At 31.9% G+C, this 18,932-nt stretch carries 15 protein-coding genes and 3 pseudogenes; 9 read left to right on the forward strand and 9 right to left on the reverse strand.

Going from position 1 to position 18,932, the window contains the following annotated elements; genetic code table 11:
• Positions 1-15 precede the first annotated feature (15 nt).
• Genes C564_RS0100290 through pseB form a run of 5 tightly spaced genes read right to left on the reverse strand, consistent with a single transcriptional unit; the run spans position 16 to position 4,675 of the window.
• Positions 16-594: a formyltransferase family protein gene (locus C564_RS0100290; protein ID WP_003195948.1), complete on the reverse strand. Its 579-nt coding sequence runs from the start codon at positions 592-594 to the stop codon at positions 16-18.
• 17 nt (positions 595-611) lie between these two features.
• Positions 612-1,697, reverse strand: coding sequence for a UDP-2,4-diacetamido-2,4,6-trideoxy-beta-L-altropyranose hydrolase (gene pseG, locus C564_RS0100295; protein WP_018764022.1), 1,086 nt, complete (start codon positions 1,695-1,697; stop codon positions 612-614).
• Between the two features lie 5 nt (positions 1,698-1,702).
• A complete protein-coding gene (locus tag C564_RS0100300; protein WP_018764023.1) occupies positions 1,703-2,440 on the reverse strand; it encodes a cytidylyltransferase domain-containing protein in 738 nt (245 codons plus the stop codon).
• Positions 2,441-2,460: 20 nt separating this feature from the next.
• A complete protein-coding gene (pseC, locus tag C564_RS0100305) occupies positions 2,461-3,654 on the reverse strand; it encodes a UDP-4-amino-4,6-dideoxy-N-acetyl-beta-L-altrosamine transaminase (protein ID WP_018764024.1) in 1,194 nt (397 codons plus the stop codon).
• A 55-nt stretch (positions 3,655-3,709) separates the two neighbouring features.
• Positions 3,710-4,675, reverse strand: coding sequence for a UDP-N-acetylglucosamine 4,6-dehydratase (inverting) (gene pseB, locus C564_RS0100310; RefSeq protein ID WP_018764025.1), 966 nt, complete (start codon positions 4,673-4,675; stop codon positions 3,710-3,712).
• A 667-nt stretch (positions 4,676-5,342) separates the two neighbouring features.
• Here pseB and C564_RS0100315 point away from each other — a divergent pair.
• The 3 genes and pseudogenes from C564_RS0100315 to C564_RS34185 form a co-directional block, all read left to right on the forward strand.
• Complete coding sequence (locus C564_RS0100315) at positions 5,343-8,042, forward strand: glycosyltransferase (protein WP_018764026.1); 2,700 nt, start codon at positions 5,343-5,345, stop codon at positions 8,040-8,042.
• Positions 8,043-8,203: 161 nt separating this feature from the next.
• Complete coding sequence (locus tag C564_RS0100320; protein ID WP_018764027.1) at positions 8,204-9,439, forward strand: surface carbohydrate biosynthesis protein; 1,236 nt, start codon at positions 8,204-8,206, stop codon at positions 9,437-9,439.
• A gap of 359 nt (positions 9,440-9,798) precedes the next feature.
• Positions 9,799-9,933: pseudogene (locus tag C564_RS34185) on the forward strand (sugar phosphate nucleotidyltransferase); the annotation flags it as partial.
• A gap of 262 nt (positions 9,934-10,195) precedes the next feature.
• On the opposite strand, the gene C564_RS0100325 reads toward C564_RS34185, so the two are convergent.
• Positions 10,196-11,161: a CgeB family protein gene (locus C564_RS0100325; RefSeq protein ID WP_018764028.1), complete on the reverse strand. Its 966-nt coding sequence runs from the start codon at positions 11,159-11,161 to the stop codon at positions 10,196-10,198.
• Between the two features lie 28 nt (positions 11,162-11,189).
• On the reverse strand, positions 11,190-11,429 hold the full coding sequence (locus C564_RS0100330; protein ID WP_003203888.1) for a hypothetical protein: 240 nt from the start codon (positions 11,427-11,429) through the stop codon (positions 11,190-11,192).
• A 652-nt stretch (positions 11,430-12,081) separates the two neighbouring features.
• Here C564_RS0100330 and C564_RS0100335 point away from each other — a divergent pair.
• On the forward strand, positions 12,082-12,363 hold the full coding sequence (locus tag C564_RS0100335) for a MerR family transcriptional regulator (protein WP_018764029.1): 282 nt from the start codon (positions 12,082-12,084) through the stop codon (positions 12,361-12,363).
• 3 nt (positions 12,364-12,366) lie between these two features.
• Here the strand turns inward: C564_RS0100335 and C564_RS34190 are convergent, their stop codons facing one another.
• Positions 12,367-12,774 carry a DUF3880 domain-containing protein gene (locus tag C564_RS34190; RefSeq protein WP_231382293.1) on the reverse strand — a complete coding sequence of 136 codons (408 nt, stop codon included), beginning with the start codon at positions 12,772-12,774 and terminating at the stop codon, positions 12,367-12,369.
• A 642-nt stretch (positions 12,775-13,416) separates the two neighbouring features.
• Here C564_RS34190 and C564_RS0100345 point away from each other — a divergent pair.
• Both C564_RS0100345 and C564_RS0100350 read left to right on the forward strand, forming a co-directional pair.
• Positions 13,417-13,638, forward strand: coding sequence for a hypothetical protein (locus tag C564_RS0100345; protein ID WP_018764031.1), 222 nt, complete (start codon positions 13,417-13,419; stop codon positions 13,636-13,638).
• Positions 13,622-13,904 (forward strand): annotated as a pseudogene (locus C564_RS0100350) (SDR family oxidoreductase); the annotation flags it as partial. The gene C564_RS0100345 and the pseudogene C564_RS0100350, both read left to right, overlap by 17 nt.
• Before the next feature lie 83 nt (positions 13,905-13,987).
• On the opposite strand, the gene C564_RS0100355 reads toward C564_RS0100350, so the two are convergent.
• Complete coding sequence (locus C564_RS0100355) at positions 13,988-15,193, reverse strand: glycosyltransferase (RefSeq protein ID WP_051107049.1); 1,206 nt, start codon at positions 15,191-15,193, stop codon at positions 13,988-13,990.
• Positions 15,194-15,740: 547 nt separating this feature from the next.
• Here C564_RS0100355 and C564_RS0100360 point away from each other — a divergent pair.
• The 3 genes and pseudogenes from C564_RS0100360 to C564_RS37220 form a co-directional block, all read left to right on the forward strand.
• The gene (locus C564_RS0100360) at positions 15,741-16,655 is read left to right on the forward strand and encodes an NAD-dependent epimerase/dehydratase family protein (RefSeq protein WP_018764033.1); all 915 of its coding nucleotides are present in this window, start codon (positions 15,741-15,743) and stop codon (positions 16,653-16,655) included.
• Between the two features lie 603 nt (positions 16,656-17,258).
• Positions 17,259-17,882 carry a CmcI family methyltransferase gene (locus C564_RS0100365; RefSeq protein ID WP_018764034.1) on the forward strand — a complete coding sequence of 208 codons (624 nt, stop codon included), beginning with the start codon at positions 17,259-17,261 and terminating at the stop codon, positions 17,880-17,882.
• A 395-nt stretch (positions 17,883-18,277) separates the two neighbouring features.
• Positions 18,278-18,916 (forward strand): annotated as a pseudogene (locus tag C564_RS37220) (glycosyltransferase family protein); the annotation flags it as partial.
• Positions 18,917-18,932 lie beyond the last annotated feature (16 nt).

Here is an 18,932-nt window from a genome sequence, read left to right on the forward strand (position 1 = left end):
TTTATCTTCTCCTTTTTAACCATTCATTTTTGCTTTACCGATTATATCTTTTACTGACGTATTCCATCCATTAGTAAGTAAATGCAAATATATTTTTTTATCTTTTAATCTATGATAACTACCGCCAGAAGGTTGCGGTTTCCTCATAACTTTTCCAGAATAAATGAATTTCCAATTTTCAATGAAAAGTCGTTCTATTTCTTGGCATAGTCTATCGTAGGAGGTTTTTAATGTATCATTTTCTTTGTAGGGAACTTCCGATTGAGTGATAATATCTCCCGTATCTAACCCGTTATTCACATAATGAATTGTAACCCCTTTAGGTGTATCTTCAAGGAAACTCCATAAATTTGGATCAGCACCCTTATTCCAAGGAAGATAAGAGATATGCAAATTAATAATTTTGTTATTAAATTTCTCAATAATAGAAGGAGGAATCATATATCTGTATCCATAGCTGACGATAAAGTCAATGTTAATAAGAATAGGTGAGTGAATGTCTATTCTATTTTCATAGAAAACAACACTATTTCCAGATGATTTAAGAAAACTGTACAAATTATTACATTTAGATCCTAATAATAGAATGTTCATAATATCTTCCTTAACATTTAATATTGTAAAATTTTTGATACTACACGTGTTTTTCCAAAAGCGTCTACAATCTCCAATGCTTTTCTAGAAGATCCCTCTAAATCAAAGTTTCCGCTCCTAACAATCTCAAGGGCATTACAAATATCCTTCTCGTAAATTTCTTCTGATTTTCCAATGTAAAAATCAATCCCTAAATCTCCTACTGTTTTACATATTTCAACTTGATTATGTGCTACTGAGATTAATAGTGCGGGTAATCCTAAACAATATCTTTCCCAAGTGGTTGAACCTCCAGCACATATGGCTAAATCCGCTTCATTCATTAATCTAGACATATAATCAATATTATGATGAAAGACCATATTTGGATGCTTTTTGCATAAATTTTGGATGAAATCTTTTTGAGGATTTGATCGACCGATAACTACATGAATAAGAAGCTGCGTATATTCTATTGCTTCTAGAGCTTTGATTACTTTGGAAGTTTCATTAGTGGGATCACTTCCACCAAAAAATATGAGTATTGTTTTAAGGGGATTTGTTCTTTTTCTTACATTTTTTCGTTCTTTTAAAAATTCGGATCTTAGCAATGCATATTTGGGGCCTAATAATTTTATACAATTTATAGGGATTAATTCTTCGTATCTTTGATCTATGTTTGCATAATAATTTTGATCTAGCAGTAGATCACATATATGTAACCTATCTGCTAAATCATCTATAACCATTATATAGTGGGCGAACTCCTTTAACTTTTCTTCCCACTTTTTATCTAAAGCATAATGATCTACAATGAGCCAATCAGCAAAGCGAATGCTTTTACGTATCATTTCTATTGTTTGTTGAGCATCAACTTCCCAGCTCGTTTGAAGCCATTGAGCATGTTTAGTATTACAATTATTTCTTACTAACTTCATTTTGGGTAACATATATACTGTGTGTCCCTGAGATTTTATAAAGTTACACATATGACCGTCCAATTCCCTAGATATAAAGGAGATCTGATGTCCTTGATTTTTTAACTCTTTTGCTAAGGTTAAACATCGCATAACATGCCCTGTTCCAATCTCTATAGAAGCGTCAACACGAATGAGTATGTTCATGTAAACTATATCCCTAATTTTTTTTGTTCTATATGGCTATTAATATAAAACAGGTCTGGTTCTTGTTTTAATAAATTTAAAATATCAATGAAAGAAAATTGGGGATTAACTGGATATAGTTCTGTAATAATTTTTTTTATAAAGATAAAGTCTTCTTTCGTATCTACAGTCCAGCGATGTTTACTTTCATCTAAGTGATTCTGGACATTGAACAGTTTAAACGTTTTAGGGGTGTTATATATATATGCGGTCACATGCTCGCGATAGGATGGCTGATTTGCTTCTTCATATGTTTGTTTTAAAATTCGGTAGGGCATAACTTCTGTATCTAAACCTCTTGGATAAGTACGGATTAATGTGTTAGATACATAATCATATTTATTTTGATGTTCTAAATAGCAATTAACTATCTTATCAATAATATCAGGATCAATAACGGGACAATCTGAAGTTAATCGAACTACAACATCTACAGAAAATTGTGTTGCAGCTTCATAATAACGTGATAATACATCATCTGCTGATCCACGATAATAAGGAACAGAAAGTTGTTCGCAAAGCTCAATGATTGGATTATCATTTTGATTTGTAGTAGTCGCTACAATAATTTGGTTAATTGTTTTTGCTCTTTTTACTCGTTCAATTTGATATTCTAATAGTGTTTTATCAAGAACTTTCTTCATTATCTTCCCCGGAAGTCTAGTTGAGCCCATTCGAGCTTGAATAATAGCGGCAACTTTCATTTCATCACCTTTTTATTCACTTATTTTTTATAGAAATTGATTACCTTTTTAACTGCTTGAATGACATCATTAGCGTCTTGTTCACTCATTTCTGAAAATAATGGTAGAGTAATGATGCTTTCATATAATTTTTCAGCATTAGGACAAATTCCTTTTTGATAACCTAATTTTTGATAGTAGGGTTGTAAATGAATTGGAATGTAGTGAACATTGACACCAATATTTTCTTGCTGTAACGCTTGAAAGATTTCTTTTCGATCAACTTTTAGCATTGGTAAATTTAACTGAATGATATACAAATGCCAACTTGAATCAACATGATCTAATTGTTTTGGAAGAATAACTTCAGGTAAATCTTTTAGTGCCATATTATACATTGATACATATTGTTTTCTTTTAGCAATAAAAGAATCTAATTTTTGCAGTTGTGATAATCCAAGAGCAGCTTGAATATCTGTCATCCGATAATTATAGCCAAGAAATTGCATTTCATAGTACCAAGGTCCATGATTTTCAGTTAGGTTATTAGGGTTACGGGTGATTCCATGTGTTCTAAACTGAAGAAGTTTTTGATAGTAGTCTTCATTATTTGTTGTAATGATTCCGCCCTCGCCTGTTGTAATATGTTTGACGGGGTGAAAACTGAACATGGTCATATCACTAATTGAACCAATTTTTTTCTTTTTGTAAGTAGAGCCTAATGCATGAGCTGCATCTTCGATTACTGTTAGGTTATATTCTTGGGCAATTTTTGAAATTTTTTCAAGTTCACCTGGCTGTCCAGTAAAATGTACAGGTATAATTGCTTTTGTTTTATTTGTAATCTTATCTTTTATTAAATTAGGATCAATATTGTAAGTGTCGGATTTTATATCCGTAAATACCGGAACTCCACCTTGATAAAGGACACAGTTAGAACTGGCAGCGAACGTCATTGATGTCGTGATGACTTCATCATCATTGGATATCCCCGCTGCAAAACAGGCGCCATGTAGGGCGGCTGTTCCACTTGAAAATGCTACGGCGTATTTCGCACCTACATATGCTGCCACTTGATTTTCAAATTGTTTTATTGTTGGACCGGTTGTAATAAAATCACTTTTTAAAACGTTGATTACGGCTTGAATATCATCTTCATCAATGGATTGCTTGCCGTATGGCAAATAATGATTCCGTACGGGTTTTCCTCCATGAATTGCTAAACAATACTTCATGATCCTTAATACTCCCTTATATGTTGTTTTGACTTATTTAGACTGTTTTTTTATCTTATTCACTAATTAACCGTTTTAACTCTTCTTTTGTTAACCAATGTTCATTTTTGTCGCTTGTATAACTAAAACCTTCTGGAAGTGGTTTGCCTTCACTTATATACGCTTTATCCCACCAATTAAATTCTGGTTGAATGATATAATAATCTTCAAATTCTAAAGTATGACGGGCATCATCTTCAGTTATCATAGCCTCATGAAGCTTCTCTCCTGGACGGATGCCTATAAACTCAATTTTACATTTAGGTGCAATTACTTTTGCCAAGTCTGTTACTTTCATGCTGGGGATTTTAGGGACAAAAATTTCCCCGCCCTTCATTCGCTGAAGGTTATCAAGAACAAATTGTACTCCCTGATCAAGTGTTATCCAAAATCGTGTCATACGTTCATCCGTTATAGGAATTTTTCCGGTTTTTTTTATGCTTTTAAAAAATGGTACTACACTGCCTCTGCTGCCTACTACATTTCCGTATCGTACCACTGCAAATCTGGTGTCCTTTTTCCCTGCATAAGCATTTGCTGCAACAAAAAGTTTATCTGATGCTAATTTCGTTGCACCGTATAAGTTAATTGGAGAGGCAGCTTTATCTGTGCTCAAAGCAATGACACGTTTCACACCACAATCCATAGCAGCTTCAATTACATTCTGAGCGCCATAGATATTTGTTTTAATTGCTTCAAACGGATTGTACTCACATGCACCGACATGCTTCAAAGCAGCTGCATGAACTACAATATCCACCCCAGCAAAAGCACGGTATAAACGAGCTTTATCACGTACATCCCCAATAAAAAAACGAATACGCGAATCTGTATACTCTTGAGCCATTTCGTATTGTTTCAATTCATCACGACTAAAAACAATAATCTTGTTTACACCAAGTTCTAGGGCTTTTTTTATAAATCTCTTTCCGAAAGAGCCTGTTCCACCTGTAACTAAAATTGTTTTTTCTGTTAAATCCATTTTTTCACAGCCTTTTTTTATTGAATCCATTTTCACTATTTATTACTATGAATATTTCGGGAAAACGTTTGGGTATCATCTCTACATTTCCTTATAATTTTCCCGAAATGGTGAATAAGCCTAGATTGAAGTCTACTTTTAACTGTTTTGTGATTTATTTCTTGGTTCAGGAAATGATAAATATGTTAAATAGTTTTCTATATTATTGAGAGGCTAGAAATCAAAATCTTCGTTTTTAGATATAAGAGGTATCTTCAGGCTTTCTAATCAAAAAGTGTTACATGTTCATAAGCTGTTCAAGTTCAGAGCGGGATTATGTATTTAATATAGAGATAATGCACCATCTTTTTTCAAGCTAGACTATGTAACTATACAAAAAGACAAACAAAACATAGCATAGTAAAAGTAAAAGCCTAAATCTGCTTTCTATTGTTCGATCGCATAGTTTATACCACTAATTAGTAATTAATAAAAACATCGATCGTGTACAACTAGTTGATTAAAAAACTTAAATAATAGAAATGTATCTTCAGTAATAAAAACACGTAATTCAAAGAACTTTGAAATAGATGTTGAATGGCGCAATTAATTAATAAAAAAATATATATCTTTTAATTTTAATAGTTATTTTTTGGTTTTTTGAATTATATAAGCGAGGGTGAACAATGTGTTTCAAGGGTTTTTAAATTTTAAAGGGCAAGAAATAATAATGACCAAGGACTTGTTTAGAAATATTAAAAATGATTTCACCTATGAATTTTGGATAAAGCCTCAAAAGGAAATTCAATTAAATGAGGAATCGGATCAAGGAAAACATGGAATTTTTGGTCAAAGATATATTATTGGTCCAGGGCATCCTGTAATTGAACGAAAAGATGAATCGGGTGCCGGAATATCGGTTGGAACGAATGGTATAACGGTATATGAACACAGTCACAATTATTTACCTCCTCTACTCACATATGAAATAAAAATAGACGATTGGACTCATATAGCTATTGTTTATGAAAATAAAACTCCAAATTTATATGTGAATGGAAGTTTTGTAAAAAGAGGATTAAAAAGTACTAAGACTAATGTCTTTGCCTCAGGAAGTATTGGAGGATGTGGAGCATACGGATATTTTGAAGGAAAAATGAATAGTTTGAGGATTTGGGGTTATTCAAAAAACGAAAAAGAGATTAAGCTCCATATGGATAAATGTTTAAATGGTGACGAACAAGGATTGATTTTAAATTGGAACTACGAAAAGCCAACATATATCCAATCTATTTCGAATACAAACGAGGAAGCTGATAAACCATCTTTTTTAAATGATTCTATTCGTAATCAATTTAGTTTAGAAACATTAAATGAATCAAATTATATTGAATATAATAATGAATTACTTGAAGATACTGAAGTGGATGTGATTATACCAATATATAATGGCTACGAATTTACAAAGAGATGTATAGAAAGTATATACAATAATATAGACATTCGTTGTAATTTATTTTTGATTAATGATGCTAGTACAGATCAACAGATATATCGTTTTTTGGAAAGCTTGAAATCTAACAAATTACCTCAAAGCTTAAAAAAATTAGTGGTTATACACAATGATAAAAACTTAGGATATGTACAAAGTATTAATAAAGGCTTACTTTTAACAACGAATCACCCCATCTTATTAAATAGCGATACAGAAATTCCACCTCATTGTTTTCGGCGCTTAATCAACCCTATTTTAGTAAATGATAAAATTTCATCCGTTACTCCTTTCTCAAATAGTGCTACGATTTGTTCCTATCCTAATTTTGTTCAAGATAATGAATTGCCATACAATATGACTGCAAATGAAGTCGATGCTTATTTTTCAAAATATGTCATTAACAAAGGGATAGTAATCCCAACAGGTGTAGGCTTCTGTATGGCATTAAATAGAAATGTTATTCATGATATCGGAATCTTTGATGATGAGGTTTTTGGCAAGGGGTATGGCGAGGAAAATGATTGGTGTATGGGAGCACGTCATAAAGGATATCAAAATATATTGATTCCAAATGTGTTTGTTTATCATAAACATGGTGTAAGTTTTAATCAAATAGATGGAAGTAAACAAGAGCTAATGTCAAGTAATTTAAAAAAACTACTTAACCGATACCCAGATTATAATAAAATCATACAAGACTTTATAAGGCTGGATCCAATAAAAAATATAAGAGAATTCATGAAAAGTATAATGGTTGCCGATAAATATTCTTATAGAAAGGGCAGATTATTTATCGATCATGGCTTAGGTGGTGGTGCCTCAATCTATCAAACTAACTATATAAAAACATTAGAAGATGATGAGAGAATATACACGTTAACACCTGGGACAGATTATGTGATTTTAACTGATCATAATCATTCCGAACCAATAAATTATAATCTTAAAATAAGTAAACTAACTGAAATGAACTTTAAAAAATTATTAAGTGCTCTAAACATTGATTTGATTTTTATTAATCATTTATTTAAGTATCCCATTGAAAAAATGTTTCGTTTAATAAAACACTCACTTGTGGATTATTATTTTTACATTCATGATTTTTATTGTGTTTGCCCAAGCTATAATTTAATAAATCATCAAAAGAAGTATTGTAATGCTGAAACAAATGTAGATATCTGTCAGGGATGTATTGCGAAAATATTACCGAAAGAAGCTATTCATATTGAAGGTTGGAGAGAAGCGTTTCATTCTTTTTTAATGGGTGCGAAAAAGGTAATTACCCCTAGTCATAACACGAAAGATATTATTCTAAAATACTATAAAGATATTGAGATAGAAGTAAGAGAGCATGTTATTAATCCAAAAATATCATACTCCTTTAAGGAGGAATTTTTAAATAAAAAAGTTTTAAATATTGCTTTTATGGGAGCCATTGATTATCCGAAAGGATCAAGTATTATATATGAGCTAAAGGATTTAATTGTTAAAGAAAATTTACCAATAAATATAAAGGTGATTGGTATAACAAATATTCATTTTAATCCACACAAAAGTGCTGAAGGAAAGTTTGAAGTCACAGGAAGATATCAGGTGGATAATTTATCTGATATATTAGCTCAAAATGAAATAGCATTGGTTATTAATCCGTCCATTTGCCCTGAAACATATTCCTATACAACAAGTGAAGCAATGTTATCGGGATACCCCATTATTACATTTGATCTAGGCGCCCCTGCTGAACGAGTAGAAAAATATCAGTGTGGATGGATTCTTGACAACATGAATAGTAATGAAATATTAAATTTATTAAAAAACTTATTAAAAAATAGAGAACAAATCCACGAAAAAGCAAAGAAATTAAGAGATTTGCGGGAAGGAAATGAATTTTAGGATAAGGTCCACATATCTAATAGATTTGTAGTGAAAATAGGGATCTTTTATGTAATAAATGCCATTATTGTCTTTGTGCTATCTTTTATAAGAAAGAATATAATAAATGATACTGAAGACAAGGTTATTTTCGATTGAAAAAATAAGAAGGGGTGATGGTTATGTCACAAAAGTTTCTCTACTTACCAATCGAATCAAAAACAAGGGAATTAGACGCAAAATTACTCTTAACCTATTATGCAATTAAAGGAAATTATCGAATTATTCTGGGAACGCACACGCCTATTCTCTCTCACTTGGAGTTATTACCTAAGGGAATCATTTGTTCAAAGGGAACTCCTTATGGTGATGCAAGGAAAGAATATATGACTCGTGCATACAAACTAGGATATTCTATTGTTGAATTGGATGAAGAAGAAGGATTATTCCTTAATAGTAATAATTATAGTCGTCTTGGAAAAGATGATACGTATGTTAAAATACTTGAGCATGTATATTGCTGGGGAGATGCTCATAAGGAAATAGTTACAAATATTTTTCCTAAATTTAAGGAAAAATTTCATTTAACTGGTCATCCACGGTTCGATTTACTCAAGAAAAAGTTCCGGGGGTTATATAATGATGAAGTGAAAATGATTGAACGGCGGTTTGGAGACTTTATTTTAGTAAATACAAGATTTACGCAATATAATCACTTTATAAGAGGGTTCAATCCTAACGAACATTATATAAAGAAGGTATACGAACATTTTATCCAATTAATTAAAGAATTAAGTGAGAAATATCCGAATCTCAATATTGTTGTTCGTCCTCATATTCATGAAAATGTAGATAGTTATCGAAAAGAATTGTCGGATTATAAAAATGTGTTTGTTGCCCATGATGGTAATGTGGTTATGTGGATTTTGGCCTCAAAAGTCGTGATACACAATCGTTGTACGACAGGCATTGAAGCTTTGCTACTTGATAAACCAGTCATTGCTTATATGCCAATTAATTATGAAAAAGAGAAAAAATATTTACCTAATGCAGTTACCTATAAATCAGTGAATAGTAGTGAAGTATTCAACTTAGTCGACTTCTGTTTATCTAAAGGGGAAATAGGTGAAGAAAAAAAGAGTCTATCAAAAAATTATTATGGGTCCATGGATGTAGAAAATTATGCTTATCAAAATATTATCCGTTTATTAGATACAATCAGTTTCACGGGTGAAAGTTCCATTGAGGAATCTTCAGTAAGAGCGCTCTCTACAATAAAAGGGGATCATACGTTGACTTCAGAGGAAGAAATAAAAAGTTTCTTTGAAAAATTGGATTTAATAGAAATGAATAAAAATGAAGTGAGTGTTCGAACATTAGCTCCTGATTTATTTGAAATAATATCTAATAACAGTTGAGTCCTTTTTTCTATGAGGCTTAACGTAACTTCCTTAGTTAGATAAAAACCCTTGGTAACAAGGGTTTTTATTATTTCATAGAATGAAGAATCAAAGTTTCTAAAGCGTGTTTTTTTATAATAAATCAATCATAGCATTTAGTTTTGAAACCGTTGTTAGAAAGAAATTTACGATTGTTAATTCAATGAGCCCTAAAGAATTGTATTAATACTGCAAAGGAATTTTATTAGTACAATGGGGGTTTTGATGAGGGATACGGAAGATGACCTTTAGATACTTTGGAAATATGAATATTACTCTATTTTTACTTAAAACATCGGGGTACGTTTTAGATTGTTAGAGAAGAAGGGAGCAATTTTATGAAAGGGATTATTTTAGCTGGAGGTACAGGATCGAGATTATATCCTATCACTAGAGTGACCAATAAACATTTGCTACCTGTTGGACGTTATTCAATGATTTATCATTCAGTTTGTAAGCTAAAAGAATGTGAAGGTTGTATCTAAGTTTTTTGGTGCATTTTTTATATGTTTGAAATCTTTTCGTTTATATATCCCGAGAAAGATAGGTTAATGAAATGCTTTATAAAAAGAAAAATCATCGATAATATAACCGATGATTTTTCTTTTTGATAATGTGGAAAGTAAGATTTGTCCCCAATAAGTTTTGGTTTAAACACAGATTGTTTAGAGTGTAATGAATGGATATTAGATATTATTTTTTTTGATGAGTTATATTCGTTGTAGAACATGATTTTTATGATTGAATAATCTTCACCATTTCTTTTATTCTTTGGCAAAATGTATGCTGTCCTATAACTATTTTTTGAGCTTTTTGAGCAATAATCTCCTTCTTTTTTTTATCATTCATATAGGTAATCACTTTACATAGGCAATCTTCATAATCCTGATAAGATATCATTTCTTCTTCAGTAAAGAAAGAACGAAGATTAGGCTTTTCCTCAATTAATTGAAAAGCTCCACATGCTGCAATATCAAACGTTCGATTATTAATGCTTTCGTTCATAACCTTGGACGTATTCTGATTATATAAGAAATTGTTACTTCGATGAGGGTTTAATACAATGCTAGCTCCGTTATAAAAATAAGAAACCTTTTCTGGATTCATCCATGTATCTTCAATCATAACCCTTGCGTTGTTTCTCCAAACCTTTTGTAGTCTATTACGCCATCCTTTTCCAATTAGTGTTAGGGCATAATTTGTATTCTTTAGAAGGAAATGAATAAGGTTTACCCTTGTCTGATATGGATATCCTACAAGAAGCAAGTCACTTTTATATACATGCTCTACTGAGCGCGGTTTAAAAATGGAATGATTCGTACCTAACGGTAAATAGTGGGCATTCTGATGAACGAGTTGGTACTGTTTTAAAGCTCCAGTATCGATGGTAAAGATATAGTCGAACCTATCAATGATTTGATAAGTCTTATCAAAATAATAAGGGTCTTCAGTCATCCAACAAGCCAATTGAATACCATTCTCTTTAAAATACTGGATAGCTTGTATAGAGAGATTGTCTCCTAATATTGTTAGGACTACTTGTGGCTGAAACGTGGTAACAATTGACCTTATATTTTCTATTGGCTCTGATGGATGAAAGCAGGTCCATTTATATCCGTTATCACTAAGCGCAGTTTTCATACTTTGATCTAAATAATCATAAATACCAAGATAACCAGAAGAAATATACAATAACTTCATTACATATCACCAATTGTATTCATCATTTTTAATCTTTTGCTGTTATGATGCTTTCAACACACTTACAATTAATTTGTATAACATTTGTAACGTTTGGAGATGGTAGAGCCTCTTCTTCTAATGTAACGATACCAGTTTTTTTATTAAAGTTTGTTAATTTGGCAGGTCCATAAACAAAACCTGATTTACCTACAACTGTTATAATCGTTCCAAGTGGTATGTTGGAGAATTGACGGCAGATGCTACTTTTACATATCCATAGAAACATAAATAAATCTTCCTCCTTTGTTAATATTTGATAACATATATACTATTATATGCAAATAGATAGAGTTTCGTGAAAATAGTACTTTCATAAATTAAAACGTTTATTTTTAAGGATATATTCACTAGCATAGCGCATGAAAAGGTATGACTGGGAGCAGTATAATGTTCATTTGAGTAGTATAGGAAATTCAGCAGTTATTAATAAAAGGGGGAACGGGATTTTAAAATAAAATGAAGAAAATGCAAGAAATTGTCATAAAGTAACATGAAAAAGTAGGTAACACAGTGTTATTTCTATAGAATCCATATAAAGATTTATATAAAAAAATCCATTTTGATCAATTTTTTCAAAATGGATTTTTTTTATGCAATGTAAATAGGGGAAGGTGTTTTTGGTTACATTTTATTGAAAAGCTATATTGGTGTAAGATTTATGAATTCCGCAATCAGGCACGATTCTTAAATAAGAAGGCGTTTTATATGAAGGGCGTTATTTATATAAACAGCAAAAAGTTTAAAAAAGCTACTTGAACCTAACACGGTGTCAGGTTAGTAATGTTGCTGGCAAAATTAACTCGTGCGAAATGAGGGGTTGATTCTGAATGGAAAAATCTGGAAAGTAGGAGAGTTAGCTAAGCAAACCTACGGTACAGATGCTCCATCATTATGATAAAATTGGGTTGTTTTCTCCCCCGCAGTCTTCCGATAAGGGACAAAGGCTCTACACTGAAACAGATATTGCAAAGCTGCAACAAGTTATGTCACTTAAACAGTTAGGTTTTGCTTTGGCTGAGATTAAAGAGATGATAGAAAATCCAAATTTGAATCCGGTCGAAGTCATAAAAGTACAACTAGAAAGTGTAAAAGAGCACATTCGGATACAAGAACAATTGTGCAGTCTATTACGCCAGCCCTTTCCAATGAGTGTGATTTGATAGTTAGTGTTTTTTAAGAAAATGGATGAAGTTCACCCTGGTTGGATATGGATATCCTACAAGAAGCAAATCACTCTTGTATGCATGTTCCACTAACCGAGGCTTAAAGATAGTAGGATCTGTCCCTAACAGTAGATGATAGGCATTTGAATGAACGGATTGATAGTGCTTTAAAGATCCCGTATCGATGGTAAAGATATAATCAAATCTATTAATGACTTGAATAGTCTTATCAAAATAATAAGGATCTTCAGTTATCCAACAAGCCAGCTTTATACCACTTTTTTTTAATATTGAATAATTAGTACAGAAAGACGGTCTCCTAATATTGTAAGGGCTAGCTGTGGTTAAAACGTGGCAACAATAGATTGTAGCTTTTCTATCGGCTCCGATGGATGAAAGTAAGTCCATTCATAGCCATTATTGCTTAGCTCAGCTTTCATACTCTGATCTAAATAATTGTAAATACCGAGTTAATCGGAAGAGATATACAATAGCTTCACTATACATCAACAATTGTAGTGGTCATTTTCTAATCACCTGTTGTTATGATGCTCTCAATATCGTCACAGCTAATTAGAATAGTAGTCGTAAAACCTGGAGATGGTAAATCTTGCTCTTCCAATGTAACTATGCAATTTCCTATATTAAGGCTTATAAACTTGGCAGGTCCATAAACAAAACCGGACTTACCTACAACTGTTATAATAGTTCCTGGCAATATGCCGGAGAACAACAGCAGTTGGCAGATACTACTGTTACATGCCATGGGAAAATGTTCCCTCCTTCTTATTCATTAAGTTAATATTTAATAACACTTATACTATATGTTTATAGGTATATTTTTGTGCAGAGAACATCCTAGTGAATACACTCTCTTATACCAATTCAAATTTATGCTTGTAGTTTATATTACCTAATGCAGATAATTAAAAAGCGAGGGAGTATGTCTTTAACATGCCCTGCTAGTGGCTATATGTTTTCGGGAAAGCTTCATACACTACTAAAGAGTAAAAGTTCAATTGAGAGATTATATATATTGATGAATTCTATATGAATCAACTTACTATATACAGGATTGGTTTTGAATTCAAAGGTTGTAATCATTTTTACTTGTTAAACAAGTCTGTATTAGTAGGTAAAGCAATGGAAAGTGTACGTATTCAATCTTTAAATGAATGGGAACTTTGTATGATGGATGACAAGTCTAATAAAGAAACATTACATGTCATTAAACAATATTTGGGTGATTCAAGACTCGCTAGACACAAGTAAAAGGTATTTAGCGAACGACTTAGGATAGCATACATAATATTCGTGTGTCCCCTGTGGCAGTAGGAGAAATCCGTACGTTATCAGTAAAAAGGATTGGTGATTTCAACAGCATCTTAAAACAAATCGAAGAGCGCGCACCATTTCGCCGTAACGTAACACAAGAGGAAGTTGGTAATCCAGCTTTATTCTTATTTAGTAACTTAGCAAGTCGTGTTACTGGTGAGAACATTCATGGGGATTTTGGGTATCATATTTTAGGTAATTAAATATAAAATATAAAATGATGAAAAAACACCTTCTACACCCAATGAAATGGGGTATAAAAGGTGTTTTTTATTTCTTATATGAACTAATAAAATTTCGAGTTATTTTCAACAACCTCCGCTATATGTGGTGGTAATTGTTTGATTTTAGATTGGAGACGTTTCTGAGCAGCGCGACCTAAATTACGTTTATTTTCGATATAATACGCACATATGGAAATTTCATGATCAAAAAGGTAGTCGTAGACGTGGTAATCTACAAAAAGAATATCTTCTTTTGGGAATGGAATTTCTTTTCCTTGTAATGCATACATCAAGCTTAAATTATTTTTAGCTTTCAGTCGATACATTCTTGCAAGGTGGGACAAAGGTTCCGCTCTACAGGGTCTGTACTCCCAAGCATTCTGAAGATAAGTAGTAGCAAGAGCAAAAAATTGTTCTTCCTGATGGATGAAGGTATCTATTGTAGATTGATCAACTTTTGATTTGTTTTTTTCAGACTCTGTAATTAATTGTTCACGTTGGAAAGAAGCCGTATTTGCCAAACGTTCATAACAGAGACCTATTCGTAAGAGGGCATAAAATACTTCTTCCGCCCATCCGCCCGCTTCAACTCTTTTTTTATACCATTTGATTGCTTCATCTAATTCATTGAGAATGGATAATGTTTGTGCTAAGTAAAACATGTATCTGATTTTTAAATCGGGCGGGGTTGCTTCATCATGAATTCCTTCTAATAGCAACCGTTTATCTCGTTCAAATTTATCACTCTTACTCCCACCGTCTCCTTGGTCATTGATAATTAGACTATCAAGTTTTTCAACTGTATCAAAGTAAGTAACTTGATCAGCCTTTAATTTAGAACGATCTAAATCCCAATATTCATGTGTAACTCCAACGGATCGCCATGGCAAAGATGCCTTAAGTAGACGAGAAAGCCAATATTTTATTTGAGGATCATATTGCATAGTCAAATAATGGTCCTTATCTAACTTACATTTATCAAAATGTGGCTTAACTTCTAAGACCATATCAGCATCGAGCAACAGCAAATAATCTGCCTCTGGATAAGTTTTTTGCGCCAAAGATACAGCTAAGCTTCGATTATATCCAAAATTTTTAAAAGGTTCATGGTGCACAGTACCAGGTATGTTATTTTCTCTGCACCAGTTTTCAATAATTTCAGGTGTTCCATCAGTCGAACCCGTATCACAAATAGAAACAAAATCAATGATAGATTTAGTCGGATTTAAACATCTTTCTATAATTTTCGATTCATTTTTTACAATCATACAAAGACATATTTTCTTTTGCGATTTTATGTGTTTTGTTGTTTTTGATTTGTTTTTAGCCACTATTTTCCCCCCTATTTTGTTCAAAAGGTTTTATTCGTTCAACAACATCTGATTTTATATACTTTGAACAAATGCTAATAAAGAGTTATAAGTTCTCTAAAGTATTGCTAGTAACTCTCAATCTTACAAATTCTCCTCATTTTAATCATTCGCCTTGCAATCTAATGGGGCGCTATTGGGTATGTGCAACTTCATATACGTAATTAATTACAATAGTAAAGCATGTAAGTATTTTGTTTTACTTTATGTGTGAAACCATATTAGGCATGCGCTAGATTTATCATATGCAGTCGGATTTAATTTTGTGAGTCTCTTTAATTCGGCATTGAATAGTTATAAGGCTTACTGTATCAAAAAATATATAGTCAACATAAATTGTAACAACATTGATTTTATAGAAATAATCATTCAATTAATTGAATGAAATGAATATTTTTAGTTGTCTTATATGTAAGGGAATATAACTTTTTGGGAGGGGAAATATTTGAAAGTTTTAGTCACAGGTGGAGCTGGCTTTATTGGTTCACATATTGTTGAATTCTTATTAGAAAACAATATAGATACAGTGGTTGTTGATAATTTAGTTACTGGGCATAAGTATAATATTCCATCAAAAGTTGCTTTCTATCATTTTGATATAAGGGATCCAAATATCGATAAAATTTTCATGGTTGAAAAACCTGATTTTGTAATACATCAAGCAGCACAAGTATCTGTACAGGAATCTGTAAAACAGCCATTTTACGATTGCAGTGAAAATGTCATGGCTACTGTTAATATTCTTCAAGCTTGTATAAAGTACAATGTAAAAAAAATTATTTACGCATCAACTGCTGCTGTATACGGTAATCCCCAATACTTACCTATTGATGAGAACCATGATCTTAATCCTGTATCATTTTACGGTTTATCAAAATTGACCAGTGAAGCATATATTCAATTATTTGCAAAGCTTTATGGTTTAAAATATACAATTCTCAGATACTCCAATGTTTATGGTGCAAGGCAGAATCCAGATGGAGAAGCTGGTGTCATTTCCATTTTTATGGATCGTTTATTTAAGAATGATAGTCCAATTATATATGGTGACGGAAATCAGACACGAGATTTTATCTTTGTTAAAGATGTAGCACATGCTAACTTCTTGGCATTTAGAAATGCTGACAATCAAATATGTAATATTAGTTCGAATCAACAAATTTCAGTTAATGAACTGCTAGATACAATTTGCAATTTAATGAAAATAGAAGATAAAAGAATATACAAAGAGGAAAGACCAGGGGATGTTATTCATAGTTATTTATCAAATGATAAAGCTAGAAAATATTTGAATTGGCACCCGAAATTTTCATTGCTTCAAGGATTAAGGGAGACGATTTCTTTTTTCCATAAAGAATAAAATTGAAAATTATCATAGAAGCGTATACTAAATTTTATCATATTTAATGTAAATACGATTAATAACATACGAAAGGGCGTGGGAAACATCTATTAATCTATGGTGTTGATTGGTGAGTTTTGGGAATCCATGTCCGTCATTGACTATCATATTCGTTTACACTGTATCGGGTACAATGCGAGTCACTTTGTCCAACGTGCCTTGTTTAAACGGAACCAGTTCGACAATTACAATATGAGGTCTTTATAAGGAACAAGATGACCCATAATTTCTAATGTTTATAGGCCGTTTGTATTACGTTATGAAGAATATGGGTGTTAGAAGAAAAGATAATGCCCTAGAGGAAATGATATTAGGTACAATTACCCAGAAATGAAAAGGTAGCATACTTTACAACGAAGAACATCTGTATTTTTTTACAGCGCCAAGATCTTCATAAGTTGCATGGAACTATACCTTATGTGTTATTATATAGCATCTTTCTGAACTTAGTTACTTTGCTTTCTGGAATGAATGAATTCATAATTTTTCTTTTTAAACATATTATGTTTGGTGTCACGTAATTTTATGAAATAAATGGAAATTTAAAAGGGGGTGTTTTATATGAAGGATTTTATTCAAGAGTTCCATAAATATTACTATGATAGCTTAGTATGGTCAAAAAGCACCAAATGGTTAGGTGTTCCAATTCACAAATGTCCTTTAGATTTATTTTTATATCAGGAAATAATTTATCAAATTAAGCCTGATCTTATTATTGAATGTGGGACATATGATGGAGGCAGCGCGCTGTTTTTTTCATCGATGCTGGATTTAATCCAAAAAGGGCAAGTTCTTTCTATTGATATAGCACCTCAGTCAAACCTTCCTACTCACCCACGATTAACTTATTTACGAGCATCTTCAACATCCTCTGAAGCTATGGGAAAAGTACAAAGCATGATTAATCCGGAAGATGTGGTTATGGTAATTTTGGACTCCGATCACAGCAAAACTCATGTACTGAATGAATTAAAATTATATAGTGAGGTAGTTACTACAGGAAGCTATTTAGTTGTAGAAGATACGAACATAAATGGTCATCCTGTATTACCAAATTGGGGACCAGGGCCAATGGAAGCACTAACAGAATTTTTAAAGGAAAATAATCAGTTTGTTATAGATGGGAGTAAACATAAGTTCTTTGTAACTTTTCACCCTAATGGGTTTTTATACAAGGTAAGATGAAAGGTATATTAAAAATAAAATATGTTGTATCATATCCGTGAAAACTATATTTTTTAGAAATAGATTAGGAGAGTATAATTAACAATCTTTTATAATCATACCTCTTTTGATACAAAAGAAGCATGTATAAATAAAATGATTGTTGTTATCGTTAAGTTTCCTAATCCTCCCTTTTTCATTAACAAAAAAGGGAGGTGTTATATAAACTGAGGTTAGGGTTTTAGCAAGAGAGAAGCTGGAACTCGAAATACAGCTAGTATATAGGTTGTAGGGTTAAAGTCGGTGAGTATTTTATAATCTATTTTGTATTTCATTACTCAATGTATGGATTTATGAATTTCATGTTTAATTGTCCAGAGGATAAAATAAATTTAATTTGTTAAGGTGATGATTAAATGAATGATAAGAAAATATGTTTCATATCTTGTGTTAACGATTCTATTGAATACAGTATAGCTTTAAAACATATCAAACAATTAGAAATACCTGAGGGTTATGAAATAGAAATTGTGACCATCGAAGGAGCTCAAAGTATGACGTCCGGCTATAATCAAGGAATGAAAAAAAGCGATGCTAAATATAAAGTCTATATACATCAAGATGTTTCCATTATTAATAAAAAATTCATATCCAACATAATTGAACTGTTTGATCGAAATGCTAAGTTAGGAATGATAGGAGTAATTGGTTCAAAAACAGTACCAAAAGGAGTATGGTGGGAAAGTAGTCAACCTTATGGAGTGGTGTATCATACTCCATCAGGGAAAGGGCAATTATCTTTAACAGGAAGGTATAATGTAGAAAATGAATATGAAAAGGTAAAAGTCATTGATGGATTAATTATGGCTACACAATATGATCTTTCTTGGAGAGAAGATTTATTTCAAGGGTGGCATTTCTATGATGTCTCTCAATGTTTTGAATTTATTAATCATGGTTATGATATAGGAGTTCCTAAGCAAGATACACCGTGGTGCATACATGATTGCGGTATTATCAGTTATGAGGGATTTGAAAAAGAAAGACAAATATTTCTTAAAAATTATCCGG

Source organism: Bacillus sp. 105MF, from assembly GCF_000374885.1.
In the GTDB taxonomy this organism is placed as follows: domain Bacteria; phylum Bacillota; class Bacilli; order Bacillales; family Bacillaceae_G; genus Bacillus_A; species Bacillus_A pseudomycoides.